This is a genomic window from Dyadobacter beijingensis DSM 21582 (genome assembly GCF_000382205.1).
Classification (GTDB): domain Bacteria; phylum Bacteroidota; class Bacteroidia; order Cytophagales; family Spirosomataceae; genus Dyadobacter; species Dyadobacter beijingensis.
In genome coordinates this window covers 633579-658528 of sequence record NZ_KB907787.1, presented here as the reverse complement: position 1 = coordinate 658528, position 24950 = coordinate 633579, and the positions used below count along the sequence as shown (strand labels likewise).

The following is a 24950-nucleotide window of genomic DNA, read 5'->3' as shown; positions in this document are numbered from 1 at the left end:
ATTGCCATTTCAGGTAATCGGCGTAGGTGTATTGCTTCGTAAGGTCCAATTGGTCGAAACTTGTGATCATGAGCCCATTCGTTTTTACAATAATACCAAATCCGCATGCCTATTCCCACTATAACAGCTAAACAGCTGGTTTCAATTCCTGAAAGTACCGGCATTATAATCAACAGGTCAAAACGCCAGCGAGCGCAGAAATCGTAACCCATCCACGGCGATCGCCTCGCGGGAGGGCTCTACCTGGCGCCAGATGGAGGCGGCTTTGGCGATGACTTTGACGTCCGGCGTGAACGATTCGATGACGATGTCTCCGGGATAATGGATGGCATCCAGTGCGGCGAAAATGCGGTCCCAATTGATCTGATCGTTGCCGGGTGTGCCGCGGTCGCTGCCGGAGGCGTGCAGAAGTCCGAGCTTGCTCCCCGCTTTCCGTATCGCCAGCGCGGGATCTTTTTCCTCCAAATTCATATGGAATGTGTCGAGATGGACCTGCAATGCGTCGCTTCCCACATCGGCGATCATGCGTAATGCCTGCTCGCAGGTGTTGATAAAGTCGGTTTCGTAGCGATTTAACGGTTCAATAGCCAGTTTGACGCCCTGCTGGGCTGCATAATCGGCCAGAGCTTTGAGGTTGCCTGCTACGAGTTCCCATTGCTTCCGCTTTTGGTCGTCCGGTACCAGTTCCGCCCGGCCTACCGCCGAATAAATAGGACCAGCCACCAGCTTACTACCGAGCACGAGAGCAATACGTATCAATGCCTCCACGTATTCGATCGCCGTCACTTGGTCCTTCCGTGTGCCGCGCAGGTCGCGCCCGGCACCGGTGGCCGCGCATACCGACCTGCATTCCAGCCCGTTATCATCCAACGCCTTCCGCACGATCACGGGATCGATGTCCGCAGGGTTTTCCAATGCGATTTCCACAAAATCAAACCCCCACGCTTTGAACTGCGGGAAAAACGAGATGCTTTCGTTCGTGAATGGTGAAGAAAACAGGTAGGTATTGATACCAAATTTCATCGAGGCTATTTCCCTTTTTGCTGTGTAAAAATGCGGACGCCTTTTTTATTGCCGGTCACAATGTCGAGCAGTCCGTCGCCGTCTAGGTCTTCCACGGTCACGTGCAGTCCTACGCCCGAGTTGTCATCAATATCGTGCCTGATCCACGTCGGGACTTTGCCGGGCTTGTATTCAAACCACGAAACAAATGCCGGCTCGAACTCGCCCGGGTCATTGCCATTGTGCGCGAAATAGCGTTTGCCGGTAATGAAATCAGGATGACCGTCGCCGTTCAGGTCCTTCAATGCCAAACCGTGCGTTTGGGAAATAGTCTTGTCGATATCGTGGTGAATCCAAACGGTTTCCTTGCCCTCCTTCCGCTGCTCGTGCCACCAGATGCCGTAATTATGCGCCGACGCGCTGAGCACGTCGTTGAGGCCGTCGCCATTCAGGTCAAGCACATACATTTGTGAACAATCCTGTCCCAGATCCGCCGGATGGAACTTCCAATCCTTGTCTTTGGGGTATTTCGCAGGGCCGCCCGCAGGTCCTTCCCACCAGCCATTCCGCACGATCACATCTTTCCGGCCGTCGCCATTGATGTCGCCATACCCGATCCCGTGCGTGTACATATGCGTCGAGTTGTTAGGGTCGTTACTGACGACGTATTTTTCCCAATTCGTCTCGCCCTTTTTGGAGGGGCATTTAAGCCATATTACCTTTTTCTCCGTCGGGTCGTTGCATAGCAAGTCCAGCCGGCCGTCGCCATCGATATCGATCAGCTGCGGCGACTCGTTTCCTACCGAAGAATAAATGGTATGTACCGGCCAATGGCCCGGCTTGTTTTGCGGGTTCTCGTGCCACGCCGCCGCCTTACCCGGCCAGTCGATGCGGATGAGGTCTATCCAGCCATCCTGGTTGACGTCCATGGCGAAGTCCAGGAAGGAATCGCTGTAACTGCCGTTCACGATAAATTCCTGCGGTTTGGCCAGCTCGTGTTCTTTCCAATCGGGCGCCTCGAACCAATACGCCCCTGAGAGAATATCTTTTTTACCGTCCTTGTTCACATCCCCCATCGCAGCTCCTTCCGCGATGAACCGTTTGGTCAGTTCCGTCTTCTTAAAGTTAATGGTCGAACCGCTTTTTGCCTTCGTCTGCGCCGTCGCCGCCGTCCCGGTTAATGCTACTATATTGATCAGACAAAGCCATCTTAAAACTCTTCCGGTTAAAATCATCAGGTTTATGGGTTTGGATTAGTACTCAAATGTTATTTCACCCCCAGCAGGTAATCCAGCAATGCGTAAAAGTCCTTTTCGGGAATGATGTTCCGGAACTGGTCGGGCATTAACGTGTATTTCGACGCCCGGTATTCCTTCAAATCGCCTTTTACCACCGAAAACTCCTGCCCGGCCATGTCCGCGAACACCATCGTTTCGCCTTCGGTCCTTCGGTACAAGCCGGTGAGGGTCTTATCATTTTTCAATGTGATATTATAAGTACGAAACGCCTCAGTTATATTCCTGTTGGGGTCAAGGATTTTTTGGGTCAATGCCTTGTGTCCCCAGTTTCCGATGCCGTCGAGCTGCGGCCCCACCATCCCTCCCGAGCCCTGGATCTGGTGGCAGCCACTGCAATTTTGTACAAAAACCACCTTTCCCGCATCCGAAAACGCCGTGGCCGGCTTAAAATTGGCAATGCGGTCGTCGATCAGCTTCTGCCGTTCTTCGCGCTCTTTTGCACCTATGGCGAGCAGTGCGCGCATCTGCCCCTGCTGGGCCGCGTTCGCATGGGTGGTAAGCCGCTCCTGCACGGCCGTTTCAACAGCAATATCCGCCGCGAGGTCGTCGTCTTTGAAAGCATTGAGCAAATAACCGATTCCCTCGGAACTGTTGGAAAGCACCGTTGCGATCGCTATCTGCAGGTTCCGTGCACCGCTGGCAAGTTGCTTTTTCAAAGTTTCAAATACCGAAGGCGACGCCGCCTGACCCATCGCAATGGCCAGTTTCTCGCGTAACGCCGGTGTCTGGGACGGGTCATTGAATATGCCGGCAAGCACATTCACATTACCTCTCGGATCGATGTTCATCAATGCTCCCGCCGCCGCGCCGCGTATGACAGGGTCCACGGAGGAATTCTGCAAAATTGCCCGAAGCGCCGGTTCCAGAGATTTGAATCGATATTCCCCGGCAATTTCCGCCGCGGTAACACGCTGCTTCAATACCGCGGCCGACTCCTTATCCTTACCTGAAACATTTTCAAGAAATTTCCCCGCCAGCCCTTCGCCCCAGGCGATCATTTTGGCACTCGGCACAGTACCGCCTTGCCGGATACCCGTCTGGATCGTCCGGAAGAGCGAAAGCTGCGTTTCCGGTTCGTTGGCAAATCTCGTCGTGATCAGGTCAATGGCCTTCTCGATCTGGTAGGGCGCTGCCAGCCGGCCGATGTATTCGAGGTTGTTCAACAGTTCTTTCGGCGCAAGCTCGTGCGTGAGCGTGTAGTCGAGCAGGAAAGACGCCCCAGCCGACGACGGTACATCGAGCAACGCCCTATTGATCAACGCCAGCTGCCGGTCGTTCCAGTGCATTGCCGGCAATCGCCACATTACACCCGGATTTTTAAGGTTATCCCGAACACCCAGCAGTGCCGTGTACCGCAAATGCGTGTCCTCCTCCGGCGTTTTTTCGTACAAGGCCATTAGTAAGGCAAGGCTCTCCGCTTTGGTGAAATGGGTTAAAACCTCCGCAGCCGTCCGCCGAACGAACGGATCACCATTTGTCAATGCCTCGGTCGTTTTGACATAATGCGCATCAGAAATGGCGGGGCGCTCATTCAGGATACGCAACGCATGGATTCTAACCCCGGCGTCATGGTGTGCCAATGCATGATCCAGCGAGCCATCATCCAGCACCCCAAGCCGATGCAGGATCCATAGCGCATGTGCATGAGTTGCCGGATCGGTGTCCGCATTCAATAAGCCTCTCAAAGGCCCCACGGCTTTTTCTCTCCAGGTATCCACCAGCCGGTCCGCTACTTTCAGTCTCGTATTCAGCTGCGGGTGTCGCAGGCCTTGCAGTAATTGTCCGATCGTTGCTTTCGACCAATCGGTAACCGGCAGGTTTTCGTGCGGCTTGTTTCCCTTATAAGCCACTTTCCAGATGCGCCCGCTTACCCTGTCGCGTCCCGGGTGGTTCAATGCTACCTCGTAATGCCCGATAATGCGGTTGTAAAAATCGGCGATATACAATGCACCATCCGGCCCCACCTTGATATCCACGGGCCTGAACCACGGGTCTTTACTCACGAGAAACGGCTCCTCCTTTTTCGACGAGGGTGTCGAACCGATGAATGTAATGGTATTGCGGTCAATGCGGCAGGTCACCACATCGCCGGTAAAGAAGCTGTTGCGGTATTCGGCCGGAAATTGCCGGCCCGTGTAGTATACCAGGCCCGCCAATGCGGTCGAACCCAGGTCATACGTCATCATCGTGGGTGCAAAACCGAGGCCTACGGGTGCCTTTTTGCCGAAGTGCGGGTATTCTCCCCCGAAAATCAGCTGCGTAATCGGCTTCGTATGGCAATCCACCGAATACAGATAGCCCTTCTCGTCGTAGGCATACCCAAATGGATTCACGCGCCCGAAAGTCGTTTGCGCTACGTGGCTGCCATCCATTTTCACCCGAAAAGTATTCCCGGAAGTCATACGGATCGAGTCGCCGTCCGTTCCCGCCACGGTCGAAATGTTGGAAAAACCGTGACAAACGTGCAGCCAGCCGTCGTACCCGCGCATGAGATTGTTCACCATCCCGTGCGTGTCCTTATGCCCGAAGCCAGCCAGCAGAATCTCCCGGCTGTCGGCTTTACCATCGTTATCGAGGTCTTTGAAATGATATAAATTGGGAATGCTGTACGCGATAGCGCCATCGGCTACGGGCATAATGCCGATCGGGATATTGAGGTTATCGTCGAAATGTGTAAATATATCGGCCCGCCCGTCGCCATTCCTGTCTTCCAGGATCGTAATGCGGTCCTTACCGTCGCTCGTCCCCGCAGCCACCGGATACTCCGACGATTGTGTGACCCATAACCTGCCCCGGTCGTCGAATTCCATGTTCATGGGCTTGGTAATGTCGGGCTCGGAGGCAAAAAGCGTTACCTCGAAACCCTCTGGCAATACGAAGCTCAGGCGCTCTTCCTCCGGTGTTTTGAACCCCGTGGAACGGATATGTTCGGCGTAGATGTCTTTTGGCGACGCAGCGGTAACCTTCTGGCCGGGTTTGTTTTGGGGAGGTTTACAGCTCTGCGTTTGAAACAACGTGGACGCAGCCAGGATAGCCAGGCCGACTTTCACAGTGCATCGGAGGGTCACCATACGATCGAGAAGGAAGCAGGGTTGAGGATTTGTTGAAATCGTAATGTAATAAACCAGAAACCGCTGCACTTTTACTATAACAATGAGGATGTTAATCCCAAAAAAGGGCTGCGATCCTGTACCGCAGCCCCCGTGGTGTTACCATTAGTATTTAATAAAATGCGTTCTTTCGGAGGAGCCGTCGCGGTACTCCACGCGCAGGATGTAACTGCCTGCTGTAAGCCCCGAAACCGGCACATTTCTTTCGCGGGCATTCAAACCCGCGCCGCCATCCTTTACCATATGCCCGGCGGCATCCAGCACACTTACCTTCACTACTTTCGACCAGTCTTTCACGGTCACCTCGAGGCGGTCGGCGGCAGGATTGGGAAACACCGTGAGAGCATCTCCGTCCCAGGACACTTTCCTGATCTGGCTGAACGCGAATGTGCCATCGCGATCGGCCATTTTCAGGCGGTAGTAATTGTCGCCCGAGACCGGTGCGTGGTCTGTGAAATCATACATCGTTGCCTGCCGGCTCTCCCCTGCGGAAGCCACACGGTCCAGCGCCTGCCAGTCCTTGGCATTGGCACTTCGCTGAATTTCAAAGAAATCGCTATTGGCTTCAAATGACGTTTTCCAGCTCAGTTTTACGGCATTTTCCTGCCGGCTTGCACTAAAATCGACCAGCGTGACGGGCAATGCGCTCTGGCCATTTACAAGGGTTAGCATGCCGATATCCAGCCCGCTTACATCTTTGGAAACCAAATGCTTGGCCAAATCGCGCGTGCTGCCCGAGAGCGTCACGAAAGCCGTTTCGTCCGACATGGAATTGGCCAGTTCGAGCAGCGATTCCGTATTCCCGTTCAGTTGAACCGGATCATAAATCACCCCGAGATTCCCCTCAAAATTGACCGGATTATTGAAAACATATTTCTTTTTAATGCTTGCATTCGGGCTCCCCGGTACCGCCGTGTGCTCCACTTTCAGCGAATAGTTGTTCCCCAGGTTCAGGTCCTCGGTGGGAATGAAAACAAGGCTGTCGACCGAAAAGACCGTCCCGATTTTAACGTACAGGCTGTTGCCGGTGACGATCTGCGAATGGGCCTGCATTGCGCAAAGCATTAACAGCAAGCCGGTTAGTATTTTATATTTGTTCATAATATTGCTGTTTCAGTTAATGTAATGCCTATTATCGTCTCGAAAAAAGAAGCCTTTTCCGCTTGCGAACAGGCCCGTTACCTGCGAGTTCCGCCTTGATCTGCGCTACTTCGAGCCGCAATTCGTCATTTTTCTGCCGCAACTGCTGCGTTCTTTCTGCTAATGCCTGAATGGCAATAAAGTTCACCCCTTCCAGGTCAGCCTGATTGATCGTCGTGTCGTTCCCGATGGTCCCATAACTGTCATGGCCGAATGCTTCGAAGAAATCCTGCGCCATCGGGCCGTAATGCCGGAAATGCTTCGGATCCTGGCCTTTGTAGTTCCAGGAGGTCAACGGCATTTTTGAAATCTTTTCCAGAAATTTTTCACCGTCTACCGGACTGAAATTCTCCTTCTTGTTCCGGTCGGAAAGGACTTGCCAGGAATTCCCGCCGGCTGCGAGGCTCATGCCGGTAATCAGCTGACTGCTTGTGTAAAATTGATAACCGCCTGCGAAACGCATGGATATCTGGTTCTCGAAACTGCTTGCCAGCTGCATGTTTTTGCTGTTATCACCAAAAGCGAAGGCACCCTTCTTGCCGTTGGTAGACACCAGCGTGCCGAGGGCTACCGAATTGGAACCGCTGGCAATGGCCGATTCACCATGCGCGAAGGTACAGAACGCGGTGGCCGAAGAATTTTCACCGCTTGCAAATGAGGCAGTGCCGGAGGATAACGTTTTTAAACCTAGGGCTGTCGAACCCAATCCGGTGGCAAACACTTCGAACCCGGAAGCGAATGAATATTTACCCACTACGGCAGGATCGAGACCGCCATTACCTACGCGCTCGCCGATCGTCCGGAATGCACCCTTATCATGAAACCATTTCATTTTGAATTCCACCGGGTCGGGAAATGCGGGGTTGTAATACGGGTTATTGTCCGGCGCCAACTGCGACGTCCCGGAAAGGATCGAGCCGTCGTGGACATGCAGCATAGCCTGTGGCTGCTCGGTCCCGATCCCGACCTGTGCCGTCGATAGCCGGGGAGCAAGTATCATCATCAGTGCGGAACCCACGGGAATGCAACCGCGTAAAAACACCGATACCGGCTTAGCCAGTTGTTTTGTCAATTCCATCTTCATAGTGTGATTTTTGAGAGTAAAAACTTAATTTTTTCTTCGGGCCAGCAATGTGCGCCTGGCCGGATGCCGGAAATCCCTTCGACCTAAAAGCTGCGCGCGCAGTCTGACGAGTTCGGTTTCCAGATCATCATTCATTTTCTGCAAATCGTCTGTTTCTTTGACCAGTGCCTGAATGGCAATGAGCGTCACGCCGTCCAGATCGGCCTGGTTGATGGTCGTGTCCGCCCCGATGGTACCATAGGAATCCTTTCCAAATGCCTTAAAGAAATCCTGCGCCATCGGGCCGTAGTGACGCATATTTGCGGCGTTCTGCCCTTTGTAATTCCAGGAGGTAATAGGCATCTTTTTAATGCTTTGCAAAAATTCCTTCCCGTCTACGGGCGCGAAATTTTCCTTTTTGCGAACATCCGAAAGAATGCTCCATGAGCTGGCACCCGGGCCCATATATACGCCTGTCGTCAGGTCCGCGCTGGTAAAGAAGCGATAACCTCCTTGGAACAGCATCATTATCTGGTTGTTATCTGTATTTTGTAAATTCCCTTCGATATTCCCGAATATGAAGGTGCCTGTGAGATAATTATCCTCGAGATTCGTACCCAAAGTCACTGAATTAAGCCCATTTGCGGAAGACGATTCTCCGAATACAAATGCACGTTTACCGTTAGCGATCGCGCTCCAGCCAACAGCAAAAGCTGCTATATCCGTAGCACTTGCTCTCATGCCCATTGCCGATGTCGCTATCCCGGTTGCATAATTGTCGAAACCTGAGGTAAAGGAAAATTTACCCGCTGACGCCGTGTAGATGTTTTGATTAAAAGTCACCAAACCCAACGCCCGAAAAGCTCCTTTTTCGCTTATCCATTTGAAGGTATGCAGAACAGGATCAACATCGAAGAGATCAGGATTATAGAAAGGGCTGGTCTGTGGGTCTAATTGCGGCGTTTGCGAAAGAAAAGTGCCGTCATAAACGTGCAATTTCGCTTTTGGGTGGCTGATTCCTACACCCATTTGTGCGCTGGCAAAACTGCCGTTCAGCAAAGTTCCCACCACCAGCGAAACGGATATCATTACATGTTTCATGAATCTATTGGTTAAATGAGTGTTAGCGCCGGCTCACGAGCATCTTCCGTTTCTTCCGTGCCTGTCCCGATTGCGCTTCGGCCAGTTGTGCCTTGATGGAAGCGAGCTCGGCCAGCAAATCACTGTTCATCTGCTCCATCCGGCGGATCAGCGCCTGAATGGCGATCAAATTCACCCCGTCGAAATCCGCCTGATTAATCGTCGTGTCCGACCCTACCGTGCCATAGGCATCTTGCCCGAATGCTTTGTAAAAGTCCTGCGCCATCGGACCATAATGCCGGAATTGCTTAGGGTCCTGGCCTTTGTAGTTCCAGGAAGTAAGGTTCATCGCATTGATCTTGTTGAGAAAATCCTCGCCGTTGACGGGGGCGAAGTTTTCTTTTCTGCGAACGTCGGAGAGTACCGACCAGGAATTTTGGTTATGTTTAAGTTCAACCCCAATATTCGCGTTATCATTTGCATACAGCTTGTAACCGCCAGTGAAACGCATCATCATCTGATTGTTGGCGTCGTTCTTGGTACTGATATTGGTATAGTCGCCAAACACAAAAGAGCCAGATTTCCCATTAGTCCCAACCTGTTGCCCCATCGCAATAGATCCCGTTCCGTCCGCCGTAGAAAAGTTTCCTATTGCTATCGACTTGTCAGCCGTCGCCGAGCATAAATTTCCAATAGCCACAGCCCCTTCTGCCCCTGCGGTACAGAAACTTCCCAGAGCAACTGCCGAAATCCCGCTTGCGGTACAAGCATTACCCTGCGCAATCGAACGTAATCCGCTTGAAGTTGAGTTGAACCCAGCAGCAAACGAGTAATTTCCGCTGGCTACCGACCTCAGCCCCAATGCCGTTGACGAATTTCCGCTCGCAAATGTCTCAAATCCGGAAGCAAACGAAAACATGCCAATATTCGCAATATCAAACCCACCATTGCCTACTCGTTCGGTGATTACCCGGAAAGCACACTTATTATCATACCACCTCAGCCTGCTTTCGACCGGTTCCGGGTTACTGTCATCATAGAATGGATTAACATCCGGATTAAGATTGGCGGTATTAACCTGCAAGCCTCCTCCATGAACATGCAACTTAGCTTGCGGCGTCTCCGTCCCGATCCCTACCTGCGCCTGCGCCGCGTAGCCGACCAGGCTCAGGGCCATGACACCCCATGCCATTCGCCCTGCTTTTTGTAATTTTTTCATTGTGCGTGATTGTAATTGTTTAACATTCGGACATTTTGATGCCGAATGTCACCTAATTGAATTACAATCACACCGAAGGATATTCGAGTGGCAGATCCGGATTATTTGCCGGGATCAGGGATTCACGGGCTAGCGTATACGCAGGCGCGACGGAACCGGGACTTATTTGAATACCACGCCAATTTGATCAATATTTACCCCCAGCACCTTCTCCGCAATCACATTCAGCTCCGATTTGTCACCTTCGAAATGGAATGTGCTCTGCTTGTGGATAATGGCTTCGCCTTCCTGCAATGCCCGCACGGATGAGTTCGATTCGAGTTCGTAAAACGGGCCCATTTGCGTGCCGTCGGCCAGTTTGCCGTCGTTGTAGGCGTTCAATGCGTCGCCGTTGTAAGGGTCATTGTGGAGTTCCCAGGTAGATTTCAGGTATTTGCCCTGCGGGTCGAGGTCGTATTGGATGATCGTCAGAATGCCTTTTTCGGCGTCGTAGCTGCCGGCCACATTCCTGGCGGATCTGGGCGCGATACCGATCTTGCTGCGGTGCTTACCATCGGCTTTGAGATAAAGCTTACCGTCCCGGATCACCAGTCGTTCCGCAGGTATTTTACCAAAATAATCGTCGGTAATGAGCGGCTTTTCGGATAATGTCTGTGAAAAGGGCGCTACGATGGTCGTCTGTTCCGACGGCCGGAACATCCCCAGCAGCCAGATGCCCAGCATCCCCGTTTCGGGCTTCCAGGCATCGTCTTTATTGGTAATGGAATTAACGGACTGGTATGCGACCGCTTTCACATTACCTAATGCCTGCAAACGAAGCAGATTGGCTATGCTTTCCCGCGTCAGCATCTGAATTTTGCGGTCGATATCGATCACGAACATCTTCCCCGAATAGTTCTCGATCATTGCATTAATATGAAAATGCACCGAATGCGCATCCGATTCTACCACCGGATAGGCTACCGTATCGATCAATGCGGGCGTCTGCCAGTTGGCAAAATCAAACGCCTGCCCTTTTTTGAAATACACCGAAAACTGTCCGCCCTCCGGCGACAGCCAGAAGCGTTCTTCGCCGCCGAAACCATTCATATGCGGCTGGTACTGACCGCTTTCAATGAGCGGATAATTGATCCAGCCGTAGCTATTGCCAGCGTCGCCGCTGGCCGTGCTGGTCATCACCCGACCCTGGTAGGCAGGGATAACAATGGCCTGTGCGCCGGCATTATCGGGCGCGGTAAGGACTATCGTTTGCTTGTATTTGTTCAAAAATGCGAGGTCGTGGCCGAACGTACCGGCCGCCTGCGACTGCTGTGTTTCCAATTGATCGTTTTGGGTTTTCGACTGACAGCCCGCCATCGCCACCAGCGCTGCAAGGACGACCGGATAATGCGCTTTCATGGCTATTCTTTCAAATAATTGCCATAACCGACGATCAGTACCGACAGGATAATCACCAGGATACCGATGATGATCGAGGAAATGGTCTTTTTACTTACTCCTTTCCATTCCTTTAAGGCTAGTCCCCACGAGTTGGCCACGAGGATAATGAATGCCATGTGCAAAATCCATGAGCTCGGGCCGTTGCCTAATTTGCTTTCGCCCATACCGTAGAAGAAAAATTGCAGGAACCAGGTGGTACCGGCCAGCGCGGAAAAAATATAGTTGGATACGAGCGGCGTCGACGAATCGGTGTAGTTGCCGAAAGTCTTATTGCGTGCATTGAGGAGCATGCACCAAATGAAGTTGGTCGTCAGCCCGCCCCAGAGGATCACGACATAGGTGACATTATTTTGGAATAAAAATTCGCCCTGCCCCGGATTGGCCGCTTTCCACACCTCGTTCGCTTCCTGGGCCATAATCTTGCCGGCGTCGATACCGAATGCAAAACAGGCGCTGAGAATACCCGAAATAATCGAAACCGTGAGCCCTAGGCCGATTTTAAACTCGGTATTGTCCGCTGCGACGTGGCCGGATTTGCGCAGATCGGTGTCCTTCATGGCACCGGCTTTCCCGCAGATAATGATCCCGATCACGCAAACGAGCAGACCTAGCAGCACCATTTGCCCCCAGCTTTCACTGAAAAGCATTGAAATGGTGTCCTTGCCCGGCTGCGGGTTGAACTCGTAATAAATCGAAGGAATCAGCGCGCCGAAAACCGAACATAGCCCAAGGATGATCGAACTCCCGAGCGCGACGCCCAGGTAGCGCACGCCCAGCCCGTAAGTGAGGCCGCCTATGCCCCATAGCACGCCGAAAAAGTAAGTCAGGAACAATATGCCCCCGTTGGTATGGGCAATGATTTCGGTATAGTTGGGAATGGTGAGGTAAGCGGCGAGCGGCGGAACGATGAGCCAGGAAAACAGCCCCCCGACGATCCAGTACGATTCCCAGGCCCAGCCTTTGACCTGCTTATAAGGGATATAAAAGCTACCGGAAGCGAAGCCGCCGATAAAATGGAAGATAACACCCAGAAGAGCTTGCATGAATATTGTTCAAATTTTATCATGTAAGGGCATTCCCTGGGCTATCTACTTGATGCCGCGGTAAGTCTTTCCCGCACGACCACGGCTAATCGCCTACGACCACCTTCCTCACAACCCGGCTGTTACCCGTCTTCAGTTCCACCAGATACAGTCCCGCCGGCCATTGCGCCGTAGACACCTGCTGCGTTTCGTTGGCGCGGATGCGGCGGTTTTGCAGCATGCGCACGCCGCCGGTGGTGAACACGTCGAACGTGCCGTTTCGGGATGAATAAATCTTGAAAAACTCGACGGACGGGCTCGGAAACACCTTTACCTCCGCCGGATCGCCGGGCTCGACACCGGTTACCGATACGGGAAGGATGTTGGTCAGCAGCCGCACGCCGCCCGCATTTGTGCCGATGGCCAGGTCGGGTTTCTTGTCGCCGTTCAGGTCGGCGACGGCGAGCGAGAGGTAATTACCGAAGTACATATCGCCCGGCTTGCCATTGACGCTGACCAATGCGCTCTGCCGTTCGGTCCATTTGCCCCAGTCGGCGTTGTTGAAGACGCGGATCGTACCGGTGTGGTCCACGGTAGCGAGATCGGGCTTGCCGTCGAGATCGAAATCGGTGACGGCTACCTGCGAGAAACGGCCGGCGAAATTGATTCCTACTCCCGCGAACGAATCTGTTTCGAGCTTGAAAGTATATTGTTTGCTACCGCCGGTGTTGGTATAGTAATAAATATTGCCCTGCGTTTTCCCGATCAGCAAATCCAGGTCGCCATCGCCGTCGGCATCATAGAAATAGGGCGAGTCACCCGTTTGGAGCTCGGCCGGTAATGCGATCGTGACGGCCTCGGCGAGGTTCAGCCGGGCCGCACCGCCATTCGTGCCTTTGTTGGGAATATAGCGGTATTCGAGTTTCAGGCCCGAGGTGGAAGTGGCTGCGAAGCCGAGGTCGGGCACGCCGTCCCCATTGAAATCCGCCCATTGAGGTTTGATATTGTAAACAGAAAGTTTGGAAAGCAGTTCGAGATAATCCTGTGTTTCCACGCTGAAATCCGGTTCGGCAGCGGTGCCATTGTTTTTCAAAAACCATAAACTCCCTTTAAAACCGCCCGTTACGGGGTTGCCCCCCGTCCCGATGAACATATCCAGGTCGCCGTCGCCGTCGATATCGAAAAACGCGGGCGCGGCATTCTCGCCGACTTCGATCATCTGGTCTTGCAGGAAATTCTTACGCACGAGCTTGAATACCGGCTTGTCGCTCGTGCCTTCATTGTGGTAATACCATCCCGATGATTTGAAATCGGTCAGATTGGCGTCGTTCGCGGGGATGCTGGGCGCGATGAGCAGGTCTTTGACCCCGTCGAAATCCACATCTTCATAAAAACCGGCCGGAAAAATGTGTAATGTCACCGGGTCAACGGCCGGGTAAGTGTTCGAATAGCCCGTGAAATTGGCGATAATGCCTTTGGCGGAATTGGGCAGGAACGAAATATGGTCGTTGCTGACGTGCCCGGCGAGGAGATCTTTGGTACCGTCGCCGTTCAGGTCGTGCAGGAGAATGGAGTTGCCCGCGTGCAGGACGCGCGCCGGTACGGCTTCCCGTTTAGAAGGATCGGTAACCACGCCGCAGTCCGCACCTACGACGAAATCTTCGGCATTCCCCTTGTGAAAATTTCCCCAGCAATCGCCATTCCGCTGAAAAACGGGGCTCGCCTGCGTGCCGAGGCTATCGCGCACGCCAAACTTTTCAACGCTCAGGTTCTGGTGCAGTTCAATGTATGTCCCTGAAAAATCGAAGGTCAGCAGGTCGAGGTCGCCGTCGTCGTCCACGTCGGTAATGGCCGGAATGTCGGTACCGGACACCTGCATATTAATGTTTCCTGAAAAGCCTTTGGTATACAGCACGTCCCGCATTTTCTTCCACGACCACGCATTGCCTGTCTTAACCTGCTGGTACACGACAATGCCGAGCGAGGTGCTGGCGAAAAGATCTTTCAGGCCGTCGCCATTGTAATCGGCGAGGATCATCCAGTTATCGGCCTGGGGGAAAAGCGTCTCGTAATACGGTGCGTGGATAAACGTCTTTTTGCCCGCATTCAACGGATCGGGCGCGGCCACGAACGTGGTGATTTTGCTGTTGGTGCGGTCGTAAACCACCAGATCTTCGTCGGCGTCATTGTTCAAATGCATTTTCAGGTATTGCGACGCATTGAGCCCGCCTCCCCAGGGATTCAGCATTCTGACACCTGCCACGGACACGCGCGTGAGCGTATCGGGCCTGAACCACGCCTGCTGGGCGAGCGATGCCGGAGTGTTGTAAATGCCAATAAAGAAGAGGATGAAGGAGGTAAATTTGGTTCGCATCGTTGAGGAATAATCTATTAGTTTTGCAGGATTCCGAGGATTTCCTGAGGGCATGTTTGTCCTAAACCTAACGAAATAAGCCAGCATTACTTTATAACGACCCGACAATTCATGTTTACTTCCATAGAAACACTTTACGATATCTACCGCAAAGGTGCCAAAGTCTCCACCGACACCCGCCAGATCACCGACGGCTGTATTTTCTTCGCATTGAAGGGCGATAAATTCGATGGTAACCAATATGCGGCGGAGGCCCTGGAAAAAGGCGCAGCCTACGCCGTGGTGGACGACGCTCATGTGGCCAACAGCGACCGCTTCCTGCTTTTTGAAGATGGATTAACGGCCTTGCAGGACCTGGCGCGGCACCATCGCAAGACGCTGGAAATACCCGTGGTAGCATTGACCGGCTCGAATGGCAAAACCACTACCAAAGAGCTGATCGCGAAGGTGCTTTCGATGAAGTTCAACACGTACGCGACGCGCGGGAACCTGAATAACCACATCGGCGTGCCCCTCACGATCCTGAGCATCGACCCGGCCAAACATGAAATGGCGGTCGTCGAAATGGGCGCCAATCACCAGCAGGAAATAGCATTGCTGAGCAGCATCGCACAGCCTACCCACGGGCTCATAACCAACATCGGCAAGGCACACCTGGAAGGCTTCGGCGGTGTGGCCGGGATTATCAAGGGCAAAGGTGAGCTGTTCGACTACCTTTCCAAGAAAAAGGGTACCGTGTTCGCGAATTCGACGCAGGATGTCATCATGGACATGATCGCGAAGCGCCGCGCATTTGGTGAGATCGTATTCTATTGTTCTGAAAACAGCCCTGTGAACCCGACGCTGGTGGATGAGAATCCTTTTGTTGTATTTCAAAACGGTGGCCGGACTGTCACCACCCATTTACCCGGAAGATACAATTTCGACAACATTTGCGCCGCCCTGGCCGTGGGCAAGCATTTCGGGGTCGAAGATGCGGATGCCTATGAGGCGGTAGCGACGTACGAGCCGGACAACAACCGCTCGCAGATCGTGAAAAAAGGTACCAATACCGTTATCATGGACGCTTACAACGCCAATCCGTCGTCGATGGCGGCTGCGGTGGCCAATTTCGGCAGAATGGAGGCGGCCCGGAAGATATTGATCCTGGGCGATATGTTCGAGCTGGGCGATGCCGCGCCGGAGGAACATTTAGCTTTGGGAAAACAAATCGCCGGTGAGAAGTTCGACGTCGTAATACTTGCAGGTAAACTCATGCAGCACGCGCTGCCTGCACTGCCCAAGGCATACTATTTTCCCGATAAATTCTCGCTCCACAACTGGATTATGGACAATCCGCAGGAAAATACACATTTCCTCATCAAAGGGTCGCGCGGGATGTCGCTGGAAACGGTGCTTGGCGTCATGCCCGATAAATAATTTATAATTACAGTTATTATTAGTATAATTATATTGCAAAAATCAATGGTATTATAAATTTCATTGATAACAACTCCGTTCCTATAAATAAAACTAAATTCATTTGATTAAATCAACTCTTTCCTGGCATAGTACCAGGGCAGAGTTTGACCCATGTACTCATCGTTCGTAGTTTTGTAACACAAAAAAATACAATTTATAAACAAACGAGCAATCATGGCTAATAGACTGTTATCGGTGGGATCGGAGTTCCCTGAGTTCAAAAAGACATCCGTAGTTTCATTGGAAAAAGGAAATGAATTCTACGATATTACCTCAGAAGATCACAAAAACGCCGGTAAATGGATGGTAATGTTCTGGTGGCCAAAAGATTTCACTTTTGTATGCCCTACCGAGATTGCCGAGTTCAACAAGCACACTGGCGACTTCGCTGACCGTGACACGATCCTGATCGGTGCTTCTACCGACAGCGAATATGTGCACCTGGCATGGCGCAAAAACCACGACGACCTGCGCGACCTGCAATTCCCGATGCTGGCCGATACTTCGAAATCACTGGCGGAAGAGCTGGGTATCCTCGAAGCCAACGAGAAAATCGCTTACCGCGTGACTTACATCGTAGATCCGCAAGGAATCGTTCGCTGGGTATCCGTAAACGACCTTTCAGTAGGCCGTAATGTGCCGGAAGTACTCCGCGTACTCGACGCTCTGCAAACTGACGAGCTTTGCCCTTGCAACTGGCAAAAAGGCGAAGCGACTATCGCGTAATAGTCCCATACAAAGCAGTTCACAGCGGTCAGTCATTCGTACGCCGGTTCTGTGAACTGCTTTTTTTTCCACCCACGGGAAAACCTTCCCGCCCAAAATTCAAACCGACATGTATCCATTTGCAGCCACAGGGAACACGAAAGAGTCCCTGTATAAAGAGGTCAATTTGCCCGCGGAATTCGAAAGCGTGCTGATCAACAAGCTCGCGGCGATTGACCACCGTTACCTCAAAGACCTGAAAATCAATGTAGGTAATGTATTGAAATCACAGACATTGAACCGTAAGGAGGCGTTGCTGCTCGCATTGGCCGTAGCGGTGAACGAAAAGAACGCGGCGCTGATCGCGGCTTTGGAAGAACTTGCCACGCAGGAAGGAGCCGACGAGAAAGAACTCGCCGAGGTAACGGCCTGTGTGTCACTCATGAACGCGAACAACGTGTTTTACCGTTTCCGCCACTTCATGCACAAGGAATTTTACGATAATGCACCTGCGGGCATCAAAATGAGCATTATGGTGAACCCCGTGCTGGGCAAGGAATTCTTCGAATTGCTGAGCCTCGTCGTATCCGCATTGAACGGTTGCGAAATGTGTGTGACCTCGCACGAGCAATCGGTGCTGAACCACGGCGGTACCCAGGCGCGTATATTCGACGCGGTTAGGGTGGGCGCGATCTTCAAAAGCTTCGCCGTATTGGTATAAAACAAAACTAGCCAGGTCTCAAAGATCTGGCTAGTCCCAAATTATCCATCCTATTTCTCTATTGTTTTCTTCGTTAAGTGCTGCGCGTCACGCTACTCCGTGTAGCTGATGTAGAATGAATTGCGGCCCCAGATGGTACTGGGCTCGAAATCGATCACCAGCGTACTTTCATACGCATCGTCCGAAAAGTGATCGCGCAGTTTGAGGGGCATTTTGCCGGCCTCTCCGTTGTAGTAGGCGCTCATTTCGTAGCGCCCCAGCGGAATGTCCTCGATGTATCCCTGAGCCGGTTTCACTTTCAAAACCTTCCCCTTCGATCCGTCGATCAGGTTCCCCACGGGTGTGAGCGTGAATTCGATGTTTTCGTCATCGTAAATTGCGCTGTACAGTGCTTTGTTGATCCCGACCGTCGCGCCGAAATAGCCCTCCCCCTCCGGGCGCAGGCCTGTCAGCTTCCATTGAAAATTCCGGACGGCCCCATCGATACTGAACGGCTCGAAAACATCCGGATTAAGGTCCTGCTCGTAACGTCGCCCATTATATTCCTTCACAATCTGCGCCGACGCCATAAATGTACCGACGCTGGGCAGCTGGATTTCATAGTTGCCGTTGGCATCGGTCACACCGAGGGAATAAGAAGCGTGGAACATCGTATTGTCGATCACCACTTCCACGCCTTTCATCGGGTTGCCTGCCGTATCGGTTATTTTTCCGGTAGCGTAGCCTTTCTTTCCGCCCGCCACGCCAGGCTCGTCGTCGGTGGTGCAAGCCGCAACGAGCCCCAGCATCAGGGCCCCTTGCAGCATCATAACCCACTTTTTCATTATTCGACCTTACGCAGTTCGGTAGTGGAAGTACCGTCTTCCGATTTTTCGATCGTTTTCACGATACCTACGCCCGGTGCCGTCCACAATGTCACCTGGATCGTTTCCGTCGTGATTTCCGGCTCGGTGACCTCCGTTTCGAATTTCATATACACCTCATAGGAGTATTCCCATTTGGTGCAATTGAAATTGCCCGCCGGCGTAGTTACCGATTCCTCGGCTACCGCTTTTCCGTTCTTGTTCGTCATGCGCGCTTCGAGCTTGCCCAGTACCGAACCTTCGTCGCCAGCAGGGATTTCGAGCTCCATGATCACCTTGATCGGGTCGCCCTGGAATGTGAGCGCACTGTTGACCTTGCCATTGTTTTCCAGGAATTGGTATTGCGGGAACCCGGTCACATTGAATTTCGAAATGTAGGCGATGTCGTTGATCTGGTTTTGCAGCTCTTTCAGCGCAATCGGGTACGGCAGCACATTCGTGGTGGTGCCGCCTTTGGCATATGCTTTGGAAATGAATGTTCTTTCCTCTTCATTCTCCCGAACGAAGTTTTCGATTGTATGAACGACCAGTCCGGCTGAATCTTTGGTACTCGCGACTTTCGTAATGATATCGCCATCGGCGCCGTCGGAATCGGTGATTTTGTAGATATAGCGTTTGTCCTTGGAAGGAATGAATGCTTTTTCCGTGCCGCCGCCATCTCCGCCATCGGGGTTCGGGTTGTCGTCGTCCTTGCAAGCGGTGAAGGACATGGCCAGTACGGCCAGGGCCAATGCAGATTTCGCGAAACGGCTGATCAGCATCGAGGGTGATTGGATTTTCTTTTTCATGGCTGTTTCTAAAATATATATAAGATTGATTTTCAATACTTTGACAAAATGCGCTAGTAAACCAAATGCAGCAACAGGACGAGGAAGCCCGATATGGACAGGTTTCCGCGGATGAAAATGTACCTCATCCATTCGTCGCGTGCATTCACGTAACTTTGCCGGTTGTTCAGCAAATCGCTGTTGATCAGCTCGTTCACAGGTTCGCTGCGTTTCAGGGCAAGTATCAGGTCCGCAACGAGCAGCAATAAGGCGACCAGGACCGGCCCGTAGGAAAATAATCCGCCAGATCTAACCGAGAGGACCAGCCAGGTAAGCATGGTCGCCAATGCAGCCAGGTAGCACCGTTTCAGGTTTTTCCGCACCCGCGGGTCCACGGCCTTCCGCAGTTCGATGAATGCTTCCGGGGAAATGTCGAAGAGCGCTTTGCCGAAACCCATCCCGTAGAATGCCCCTTGTGCGGCGAGAAAAAAGTACAGCACCGTGCCGGTTGCCTGCACCACCGTGAGCATTTCAATGGATTTCATACAAACGGAGCGCTGCCCGGCCGGTCGTGTCTTTTTCCAGCTCCCTGCGAAGCTTCTCATTCAAATACCTTCTGACGGAAAGTTTTCTGACATCGAGCACCGCCGGTTCGGTCGTTTCCGACACCATGTAGTTGCTATGGGCATAGTATCGAACGATCGTCGATTTCTGATCGGGGGCCGTTTCGGCTACCCAGAAACCCTTTTCGGGGAAAGGCTGCCGGGCTGAGCGCGTGGCCTTGTGCACGGCGCGGCCCTGTATGCTTGCGGCCGTCAGCAGGCCCGCAAGCATACACCAGGTGATGATTCTCATGGCCCTACTACTCTTTCAGCAACTTCGCCTGCGCGTTGTCCTTGAAAGTATTGGCCGTTTCCACGTCGGCATTGATCGTCGCCTGGTAGTTGACGAAGATGCCGTAGCCGCCGCTGTTGGAGATCACCGATTTACGGATCGTCATGCGGGATTGTCCACCGTACACCGCGATATTGGCCTTCTTGCCCGACACGATCGCGATATTACCTCCGCCGGATATTTCCGCGTTCTCGATGACATTCTGGTCGCTGGTCGAGAAGCAGATCATTCCTTTCCAGTAAGCGGCCGTATTCTCGGCTCCGCGGATCACGATTTTGCTGGTTTCGGTGCCCACCGCATTGAAATAGCCGTCGTCGATGGTGATGGAGCCAGCGCGGCCCACTTCGATGATCACACCCGGCAGCAGTTTCCAGTTGGCATCGGAAGTAAGTCCTTCGAGCAGGCGGTAAGGGGTTTTATCCTTAAAACCTTTCCATACGACATCGCTTGTCGCATTTTTTGGAAGGGAAGAGGCAAAGATCTCCACCACATTACGGCCGTTGCCATCGGTGAATTTGGAATCCGTATCAAGCGTTTTCACATTCTCGGCACCCAGCAGGATGCCCGCTTCGGTATTGTCTTTGAAATTGTTCTTTTCAAATGACGCCAGCTTCACACCTTGCTGAATGTAAAGGCCATAGCCGGCATTTGCTTCGAACAAACAGTTTTTAATATTGACCTCCGCCTGACTTCCCAGAACAGCCATACCCGCTTTGGTAGTGCTGTACAATGGCTTGCTACCCGCATGCAACACCTGCACATATTCCAGTGTATTGGCGCTGCTCGACGAGCGGAACGTCACGCCCGACCAGAAACCTTTCGTCGTTTCTTTCCCGATAAAGCGGATCGGCTTTTCCGCGGTTCCTTTTGCGAGGAGAATTCCGCCGTTGTCATTGATTTCCAAACGGGTATCACGCGCAAATGCGATCACAACGCCGGGCTTGATTTCCAGCTCCGCATTCACCGTCACGTTCGCATTCACGATGTAATCCGGGATGGCAGGATTGTCGAAGCGGTCGTTCAAAGTGAGTTTGGCGCGGATGTTGGCATCGATCACAATGGGAGTCGTATCTACCGGATCGGGGTCCGGCGCGGGTTTTACATCTTCGTCCTCCTTGCAGCTACCCAGCAACAGGGTAAAGGACAAGGCTGCCCAAAGAATTCTTCTTGTTTTTAACATGGCTAATATTCCAAATGATTTGAATGAATTACATTCCATTTCTCAATGGTGGTGCAATTTTAAACCGATTTGGCGAGCCGGGGAAGCGCCGGAAAAGGCGTGTCGATCAACAGCGGGTTTTATCGACAAACGCCTTTTGCAGCGCCGCTTAAAAGGTGAGCTTGAAACGGCGCTGGCAGTCATTGCGGAAATTACGGCCGATGGGCAGCTCCTTCCCGTCGATTTCGAGCTTATGCGAATGGTAGCTCTCCACTTTGTCTACCGAAACAATGAAGGAGCGGTGAATGCGGATGAAGCCGTCCTCGGGCAGGAGTTCTTCCAAAAGGCTGATCTTTTGTTTGGAAATCAATGCCTTATCTTTCAAAACGACCTTGATATAGTCCCGCAGACTTTCGATCCAGTAAATGTCGTTGACGTTCACTTTCACCATTTTCCGGTCTACTTTTAAATACAAAAACACATCCTGGCTGGCCTGCCCGCTTTTCTGCGCAACCGAAACGGTCTGGTTCGTGATATTCAATCCGGTGAAAACCTTGTCCATCGCCCGCAGGAAGCGTTCGAACGGAATGGGTTTTAACAGGTAATCCACCGCATTAAGGTCGAAACCCTCCACGGCATAGTCCTGATAGGCGGTCGTAAAAACGACTTTTGGCGGGTTTTTGAGGCTTCTAAGCAGGTCGGTACCCTTGAGGCCCGGCATTTTCACGTCGAGGAACATCAGGTCTATCTTCTGTTGCTGCAACACCTGGAATGCCTGGATGGCGTCCTGGCAGCGCGCCGCGACTTCTATTTCCGTGAAATTGGCGAGGTAGTTGTCCAGCACTTCGATCGCGTGGGGTTCGTCGTCCACCAGAATGGCTTTCAGCTTCATCATGATCAGATATCCAGTCGTTTGTCAAGGTCTATTTCCAGGATCACGGCGAAAACGTCGTCCTCGTCCATGATTTTGAGGTGATGCGCCGAAGGGTACAAAATTTCCAGCCGCTTGCGCACATTCGCGAGACCGATGCTGACGTGATGCGGGCGGTCGTCGGGCGTGGCGGTTTCGGGTTTGCTGTTCGAGATTTTGAATTTCAATGCATTACCCTTTACCCGCAAATCCATATTGATCCACGCCTGGCCGATCTGCTCGCTCGCGCCGTGCTTGAACGCATTTTCCACCAGGGGCAATATCAGCAGCGGTGCAATGCGGTATTCGGGCGATAATCCGTTGACGCTGAAATGAATGTCCAGCCGCTCCTCGTACCGGATCTTTTCCAGTTCGATATAACTTTTGAGAATACTGATGTCCCTTTCCAGCTGCACGATCTCCGTATTGGCCTCGTAAAGCATGTACCGCAATATCTCCGCCAGGCCCATTACTACACCGGGCGACTGCGGCGACTGTTTCAGCGTGAGCGCATACAGGTTGTTTAATGTATTGAATAAAAAATGCGGGTGCAGCTGGCCTTTGAGAAAATTCAGCTCGGCCTCCATCGCCGCCTGCCGCCTGTCGAACCACATTTTGAAAAACTTCACCGACAATGCGATCCAGACGAAAATGTTCGTCTGCTCGAATGCGCTGATGAGGTATACCGGCTTCAAAAGCTGCTGTTTGAACGTCCCGTCGAGCTTGCGCCACACGAACGTCGGGTCGTTCTTTTTGACGGCGTGATAGATGACCGGGTCGGCCACGAGTATTTCCATCAGCCTGAATGCCAGCGTCGAACCGATGACTATCAGCAGGAACCAGACCACGAATAGCACATACTTCTTGCGGTCGAAATACCGGGGGATGATCACATAGGCGATCAGGTAAAAATAGCCAACGTGAATGGGCATGAACAGCGCCACAATGCCGATCGTGAGCCAGTAATCGGGCATGCCTGCACCGTAAATGATTGTCAGGATCGTCAGCACGGCGACCCAGAACAAAATGTGCAGTAAAATTCGTCTGTGTTTAATGTGATTCAGGACCGGGGTAACGGGACGCATGGTAACAAAGATAGCGAATTCGGGGGCCAATACCGGGTTTGAAAAGCATTGTCGACCAATGTCATTCTCTCGTCGACGAACGGCATCGGGCCGGTAAATCTTTGGGGCACAGACAAAATATCTCCGCTGACCGGCGAATCGCGGGGCCGTCACTTCATAATGCTGCCTGAGCGGGCCTTTCAAAGATAAAATATCCAAATTCGGGCGTCATTTTAGAATTTGTATCTGCAAATATTCCCTCCGGTGGTTTTTCTACTTAGTTTTGTGTTAAAATCAAGATATTAACTAAACTGTAAAATAATGGCAACGTCAACCGAAACGTACATTCCGTACAAGGTAAAAGACATCTCGCTGGCCGAATGGGGCCGTAAAGAAATCACATTGGCAGAAGCTGAAATGCCTGGTTTGATGGCGATCCGTGCTGAATACGGTCCATCGCAGCCTTTGGCAGGTGCACGTGTTGCAGGTTGCTTGCACATGACGATCCAGACAGCCGTTCTGATCGAAACCCTTACAGCTTTGGGTGCGGAAGTTACCTGGTCATCTTGTAACATCTTCTCTACGCAAGATCACGCAGCAGCGGCGATCGCAGCAGCGGGAATCCCTGTTTACGCCTGGAAAGGAATGAACGAAGAGGAATTTAACTGGTGTATCGAGCAGACTTTGTTCTTCGGCGAGGAGCGTAAGCCCCTCAACATGATCCTCGACGACGGCGGTGACCTGACCAACATGGTATTCGACGAATATCCCGAGCTGATCGACGGTATCAAAGGGCTTTCGGAAGAAACCACAACCGGTGTTCACCGCTTGTACGAGCGCTACAAGAACGGAACGCTTCATTTGCCGTCCATCAACGTAAACGACTCAGTTACAAAGTCTAAATTCGACAACAAATACGGCTGCCGCGAGTCATTGGTCGACTCGATCCGCCGCGCGACCGACCTGATGCTTGCTGGTAAAGTAGCGGTAGTAGCAGGTTACGGCGACGTAGGTAAAGGTTCTGCCGAATCACTCCGTGGTGCCGGCTGCCGCGTACTCGTGACCGAAATCGACCCGATCTGCGCATTGCAGGCTGCTATGGACGGTTTCGAGGTGGTAACGATGGACGAAGCTGCTGATCGTGCCAATATTTTCGTGACTGCAACCGGTAACTACAAAATCATCACCGAACGTCACTTCCTTAAAATGCGTGACAAAGCGGTTGTTTGTAACATCGGCCACTTCGATAACGAAATCGACATGGCTTGGTTGAACACCACTTATGGCCACACCAAATCGCAGATCAAACCACAGGTTGATATTTATTCCGTTGAAGGAAAAGACATCATCGTGCTGGCAGAAGGCCGCCTGGTGAACCTGGGCTGCGCGATGGGCCACCCGTCGTTCGTAATGTCATGCTCATTCTCGAACCAGACTTTGGCGCAGATCGAGCTTTGGACTAACACAGCTGCTTACGAGAAGAAAGTATACGTTCTTCCAAAAGCATTGGACGAAAAAGTAGCGGCATTGCACCTCGCACACGTAGGCGCGAACCTCGACAAACTGTCGGACGAGCAAGCTGCTTACATCGGCGTCACTGTCGAAGGTCCTTTCAAAGCGGAAACTTACCGTTATTGATAATAGGATTGATATGGAGA

Annotated in this window: 21 protein-coding genes; 4 read left to right on the top strand and 17 right to left on the bottom strand. The window is 52.3% G+C overall.

Annotated features, from left to right (window positions below; translation table 11 throughout):
• Positions 1 to 177: 177 nt before the first annotated feature.
• The 10 genes from H144_RS0110010 to H144_RS0109965 form a co-directional block, all read right to left on the bottom strand.
• On the bottom strand, positions 178 to 1023 hold the full coding sequence (locus H144_RS0110010) for a sugar phosphate isomerase/epimerase family protein (protein ID WP_019941921.1): 846 nt from the start codon (positions 1021 to 1023) through the stop codon (positions 178 to 180).
• A gap of 5 nt (positions 1024 to 1028) precedes the next feature.
• Positions 1029 to 2237 (bottom strand): FG-GAP repeat domain-containing protein, encoded by a 1209-nt coding sequence (locus tag H144_RS0110005; RefSeq protein ID WP_019941920.1) that lies wholly within the window; start codon positions 2235 to 2237, stop codon positions 1029 to 1031.
• A gap of 32 nt (positions 2238 to 2269) precedes the next feature.
• Positions 2270 to 5371, bottom strand: a complete 3102-nt coding sequence (locus H144_RS0110000) for a PVC-type heme-binding CxxCH protein (RefSeq protein ID WP_019941919.1) — start codon at positions 5369 to 5371, stop codon at positions 2270 to 2272.
• 144 nt (positions 5372 to 5515) lie between these two features.
• Positions 5516 to 6511, bottom strand: a complete 996-nt coding sequence (locus H144_RS0109995; RefSeq protein ID WP_033402490.1) for a T9SS type A sorting domain-containing protein — start codon at positions 6509 to 6511, stop codon at positions 5516 to 5518.
• Positions 6512 to 6542: 31 nt separating this feature from the next.
• Positions 6543 to 7628, bottom strand: coding sequence for a tail fiber domain-containing protein (locus H144_RS0109990; RefSeq protein ID WP_169409384.1), 1086 nt, complete (start codon positions 7626 to 7628; stop codon positions 6543 to 6545).
• A gap of 30 nt (positions 7629 to 7658) precedes the next feature.
• Positions 7659 to 8714 carry a tail fiber domain-containing protein gene (locus tag H144_RS31665; protein WP_084599938.1) on the bottom strand — a complete coding sequence of 352 codons (1056 nt, stop codon included), beginning with the start codon at positions 8712 to 8714 and terminating at the stop codon, positions 7659 to 7661.
• A gap of 22 nt (positions 8715 to 8736) precedes the next feature.
• Complete coding sequence (locus H144_RS0109980) at positions 8737 to 9912, bottom strand: tail fiber domain-containing protein (RefSeq protein WP_019941915.1); 1176 nt, start codon at positions 9910 to 9912, stop codon at positions 8737 to 8739.
• A gap of 162 nt (positions 9913 to 10074) precedes the next feature.
• Entirely contained in the window at positions 10075 to 11310 is a 1236-nt protein-coding gene (locus H144_RS0109975) for a DUF6786 family protein (protein ID WP_019941914.1), read from the bottom strand.
• A 2-nt stretch (positions 11311 to 11312) separates the two neighbouring features.
• On the bottom strand, positions 11313 to 12395 hold the full coding sequence (rhaT, locus tag H144_RS0109970) for an L-rhamnose/proton symporter RhaT (protein ID WP_019941913.1): 1083 nt from the start codon (positions 12393 to 12395) through the stop codon (positions 11313 to 11315).
• An 85-nt stretch (positions 12396 to 12480) separates the two neighbouring features.
• Entirely contained in the window at positions 12481 to 14748 is a 2268-nt protein-coding gene (locus H144_RS0109965; RefSeq protein ID WP_019941912.1) for a T9SS type A sorting domain-containing protein, read from the bottom strand.
• Positions 14749 to 14859: 111 nt separating this feature from the next.
• On the opposite strand from H144_RS0109965, the gene H144_RS0109960 reads away from it, so the two are divergent.
• The 3 genes from H144_RS0109960 (at position 14860) to H144_RS0109950 (ending at position 17635) form a co-directional block, all read left to right on the top strand.
• On the top strand, positions 14860 to 16167 hold the full coding sequence (locus H144_RS0109960; RefSeq protein WP_019941911.1) for a UDP-N-acetylmuramoyl-tripeptide--D-alanyl-D-alanine ligase: 1308 nt from the start codon (positions 14860 to 14862) through the stop codon (positions 16165 to 16167).
• Between the two features lie 216 nt (positions 16168 to 16383).
• Positions 16384 to 16935: a peroxiredoxin gene (locus H144_RS0109955; RefSeq protein ID WP_019941910.1), complete on the top strand. Its 552-nt coding sequence runs from the start codon at positions 16384 to 16386 to the stop codon at positions 16933 to 16935.
• Positions 16936 to 17044: 109 nt separating this feature from the next.
• Positions 17045 to 17635 carry a carboxymuconolactone decarboxylase family protein gene (locus H144_RS0109950; protein WP_019941909.1) on the top strand — a complete coding sequence of 197 codons (591 nt, stop codon included), beginning with the start codon at positions 17045 to 17047 and terminating at the stop codon, positions 17633 to 17635.
• A gap of 92 nt (positions 17636 to 17727) precedes the next feature.
• Here the strand turns inward: H144_RS0109950 and H144_RS0109945 are convergent, their stop codons facing one another.
• From H144_RS0109945 to H144_RS0109915, 7 genes are all read right to left on the bottom strand, one after another.
• Positions 17728 to 18459 (bottom strand): carboxypeptidase-like regulatory domain-containing protein, encoded by a 732-nt coding sequence (locus H144_RS0109945; RefSeq protein ID WP_019941908.1) that lies wholly within the window; start codon positions 18457 to 18459, stop codon positions 17728 to 17730.
• Complete coding sequence (locus H144_RS0109940) at positions 18459 to 19286, bottom strand: TapB family protein (protein ID WP_019941907.1); 828 nt, start codon at positions 19284 to 19286, stop codon at positions 18459 to 18461. The genes H144_RS0109945 and H144_RS0109940 overlap by 1 nt, the downstream gene beginning before the upstream one ends.
• Before the next feature lie 53 nt (positions 19287 to 19339).
• Entirely contained in the window at positions 19340 to 19870 is a 531-nt protein-coding gene (locus tag H144_RS0109935) for a hypothetical protein (protein ID WP_169409383.1), read from the bottom strand.
• Positions 19797 to 20120 carry a hypothetical protein gene (locus H144_RS0109930; RefSeq protein ID WP_019941905.1) on the bottom strand — a complete coding sequence of 108 codons (324 nt, stop codon included), beginning with the start codon at positions 20118 to 20120 and terminating at the stop codon, positions 19797 to 19799. The genes H144_RS0109935 and H144_RS0109930 overlap by 74 nt, the downstream gene beginning before the upstream one ends.
• A 7-nt stretch (positions 20121 to 20127) precedes the next feature.
• Positions 20128 to 21306 carry a right-handed parallel beta-helix repeat-containing protein gene (locus tag H144_RS0109925; protein ID WP_229207874.1) on the bottom strand — a complete coding sequence of 393 codons (1179 nt, stop codon included), beginning with the start codon at positions 21304 to 21306 and terminating at the stop codon, positions 20128 to 20130.
• Positions 21307 to 21487: 181 nt separating this feature from the next.
• On the bottom strand, positions 21488 to 22213 hold the full coding sequence (locus tag H144_RS0109920) for a LytR/AlgR family response regulator transcription factor (RefSeq protein ID WP_019941903.1): 726 nt from the start codon (positions 22211 to 22213) through the stop codon (positions 21488 to 21490).
• Between the two features lie 2 nt (positions 22214 to 22215).
• Positions 22216 to 23253 (bottom strand): sensor histidine kinase, encoded by a 1038-nt coding sequence (locus H144_RS0109915; protein WP_019941902.1) that lies wholly within the window; start codon positions 23251 to 23253, stop codon positions 22216 to 22218.
• Between the two features lie 360 nt (positions 23254 to 23613).
• On the opposite strand from H144_RS0109915, the gene ahcY reads away from it, so the two are divergent.
• Positions 23614 to 24930 (top strand): adenosylhomocysteinase, encoded by a 1317-nt coding sequence (gene ahcY, locus H144_RS0109910; RefSeq protein ID WP_019941901.1) that lies wholly within the window; start codon positions 23614 to 23616, stop codon positions 24928 to 24930.
• The last annotated feature ends 20 nt before the right edge of the window (positions 24931 to 24950 follow it).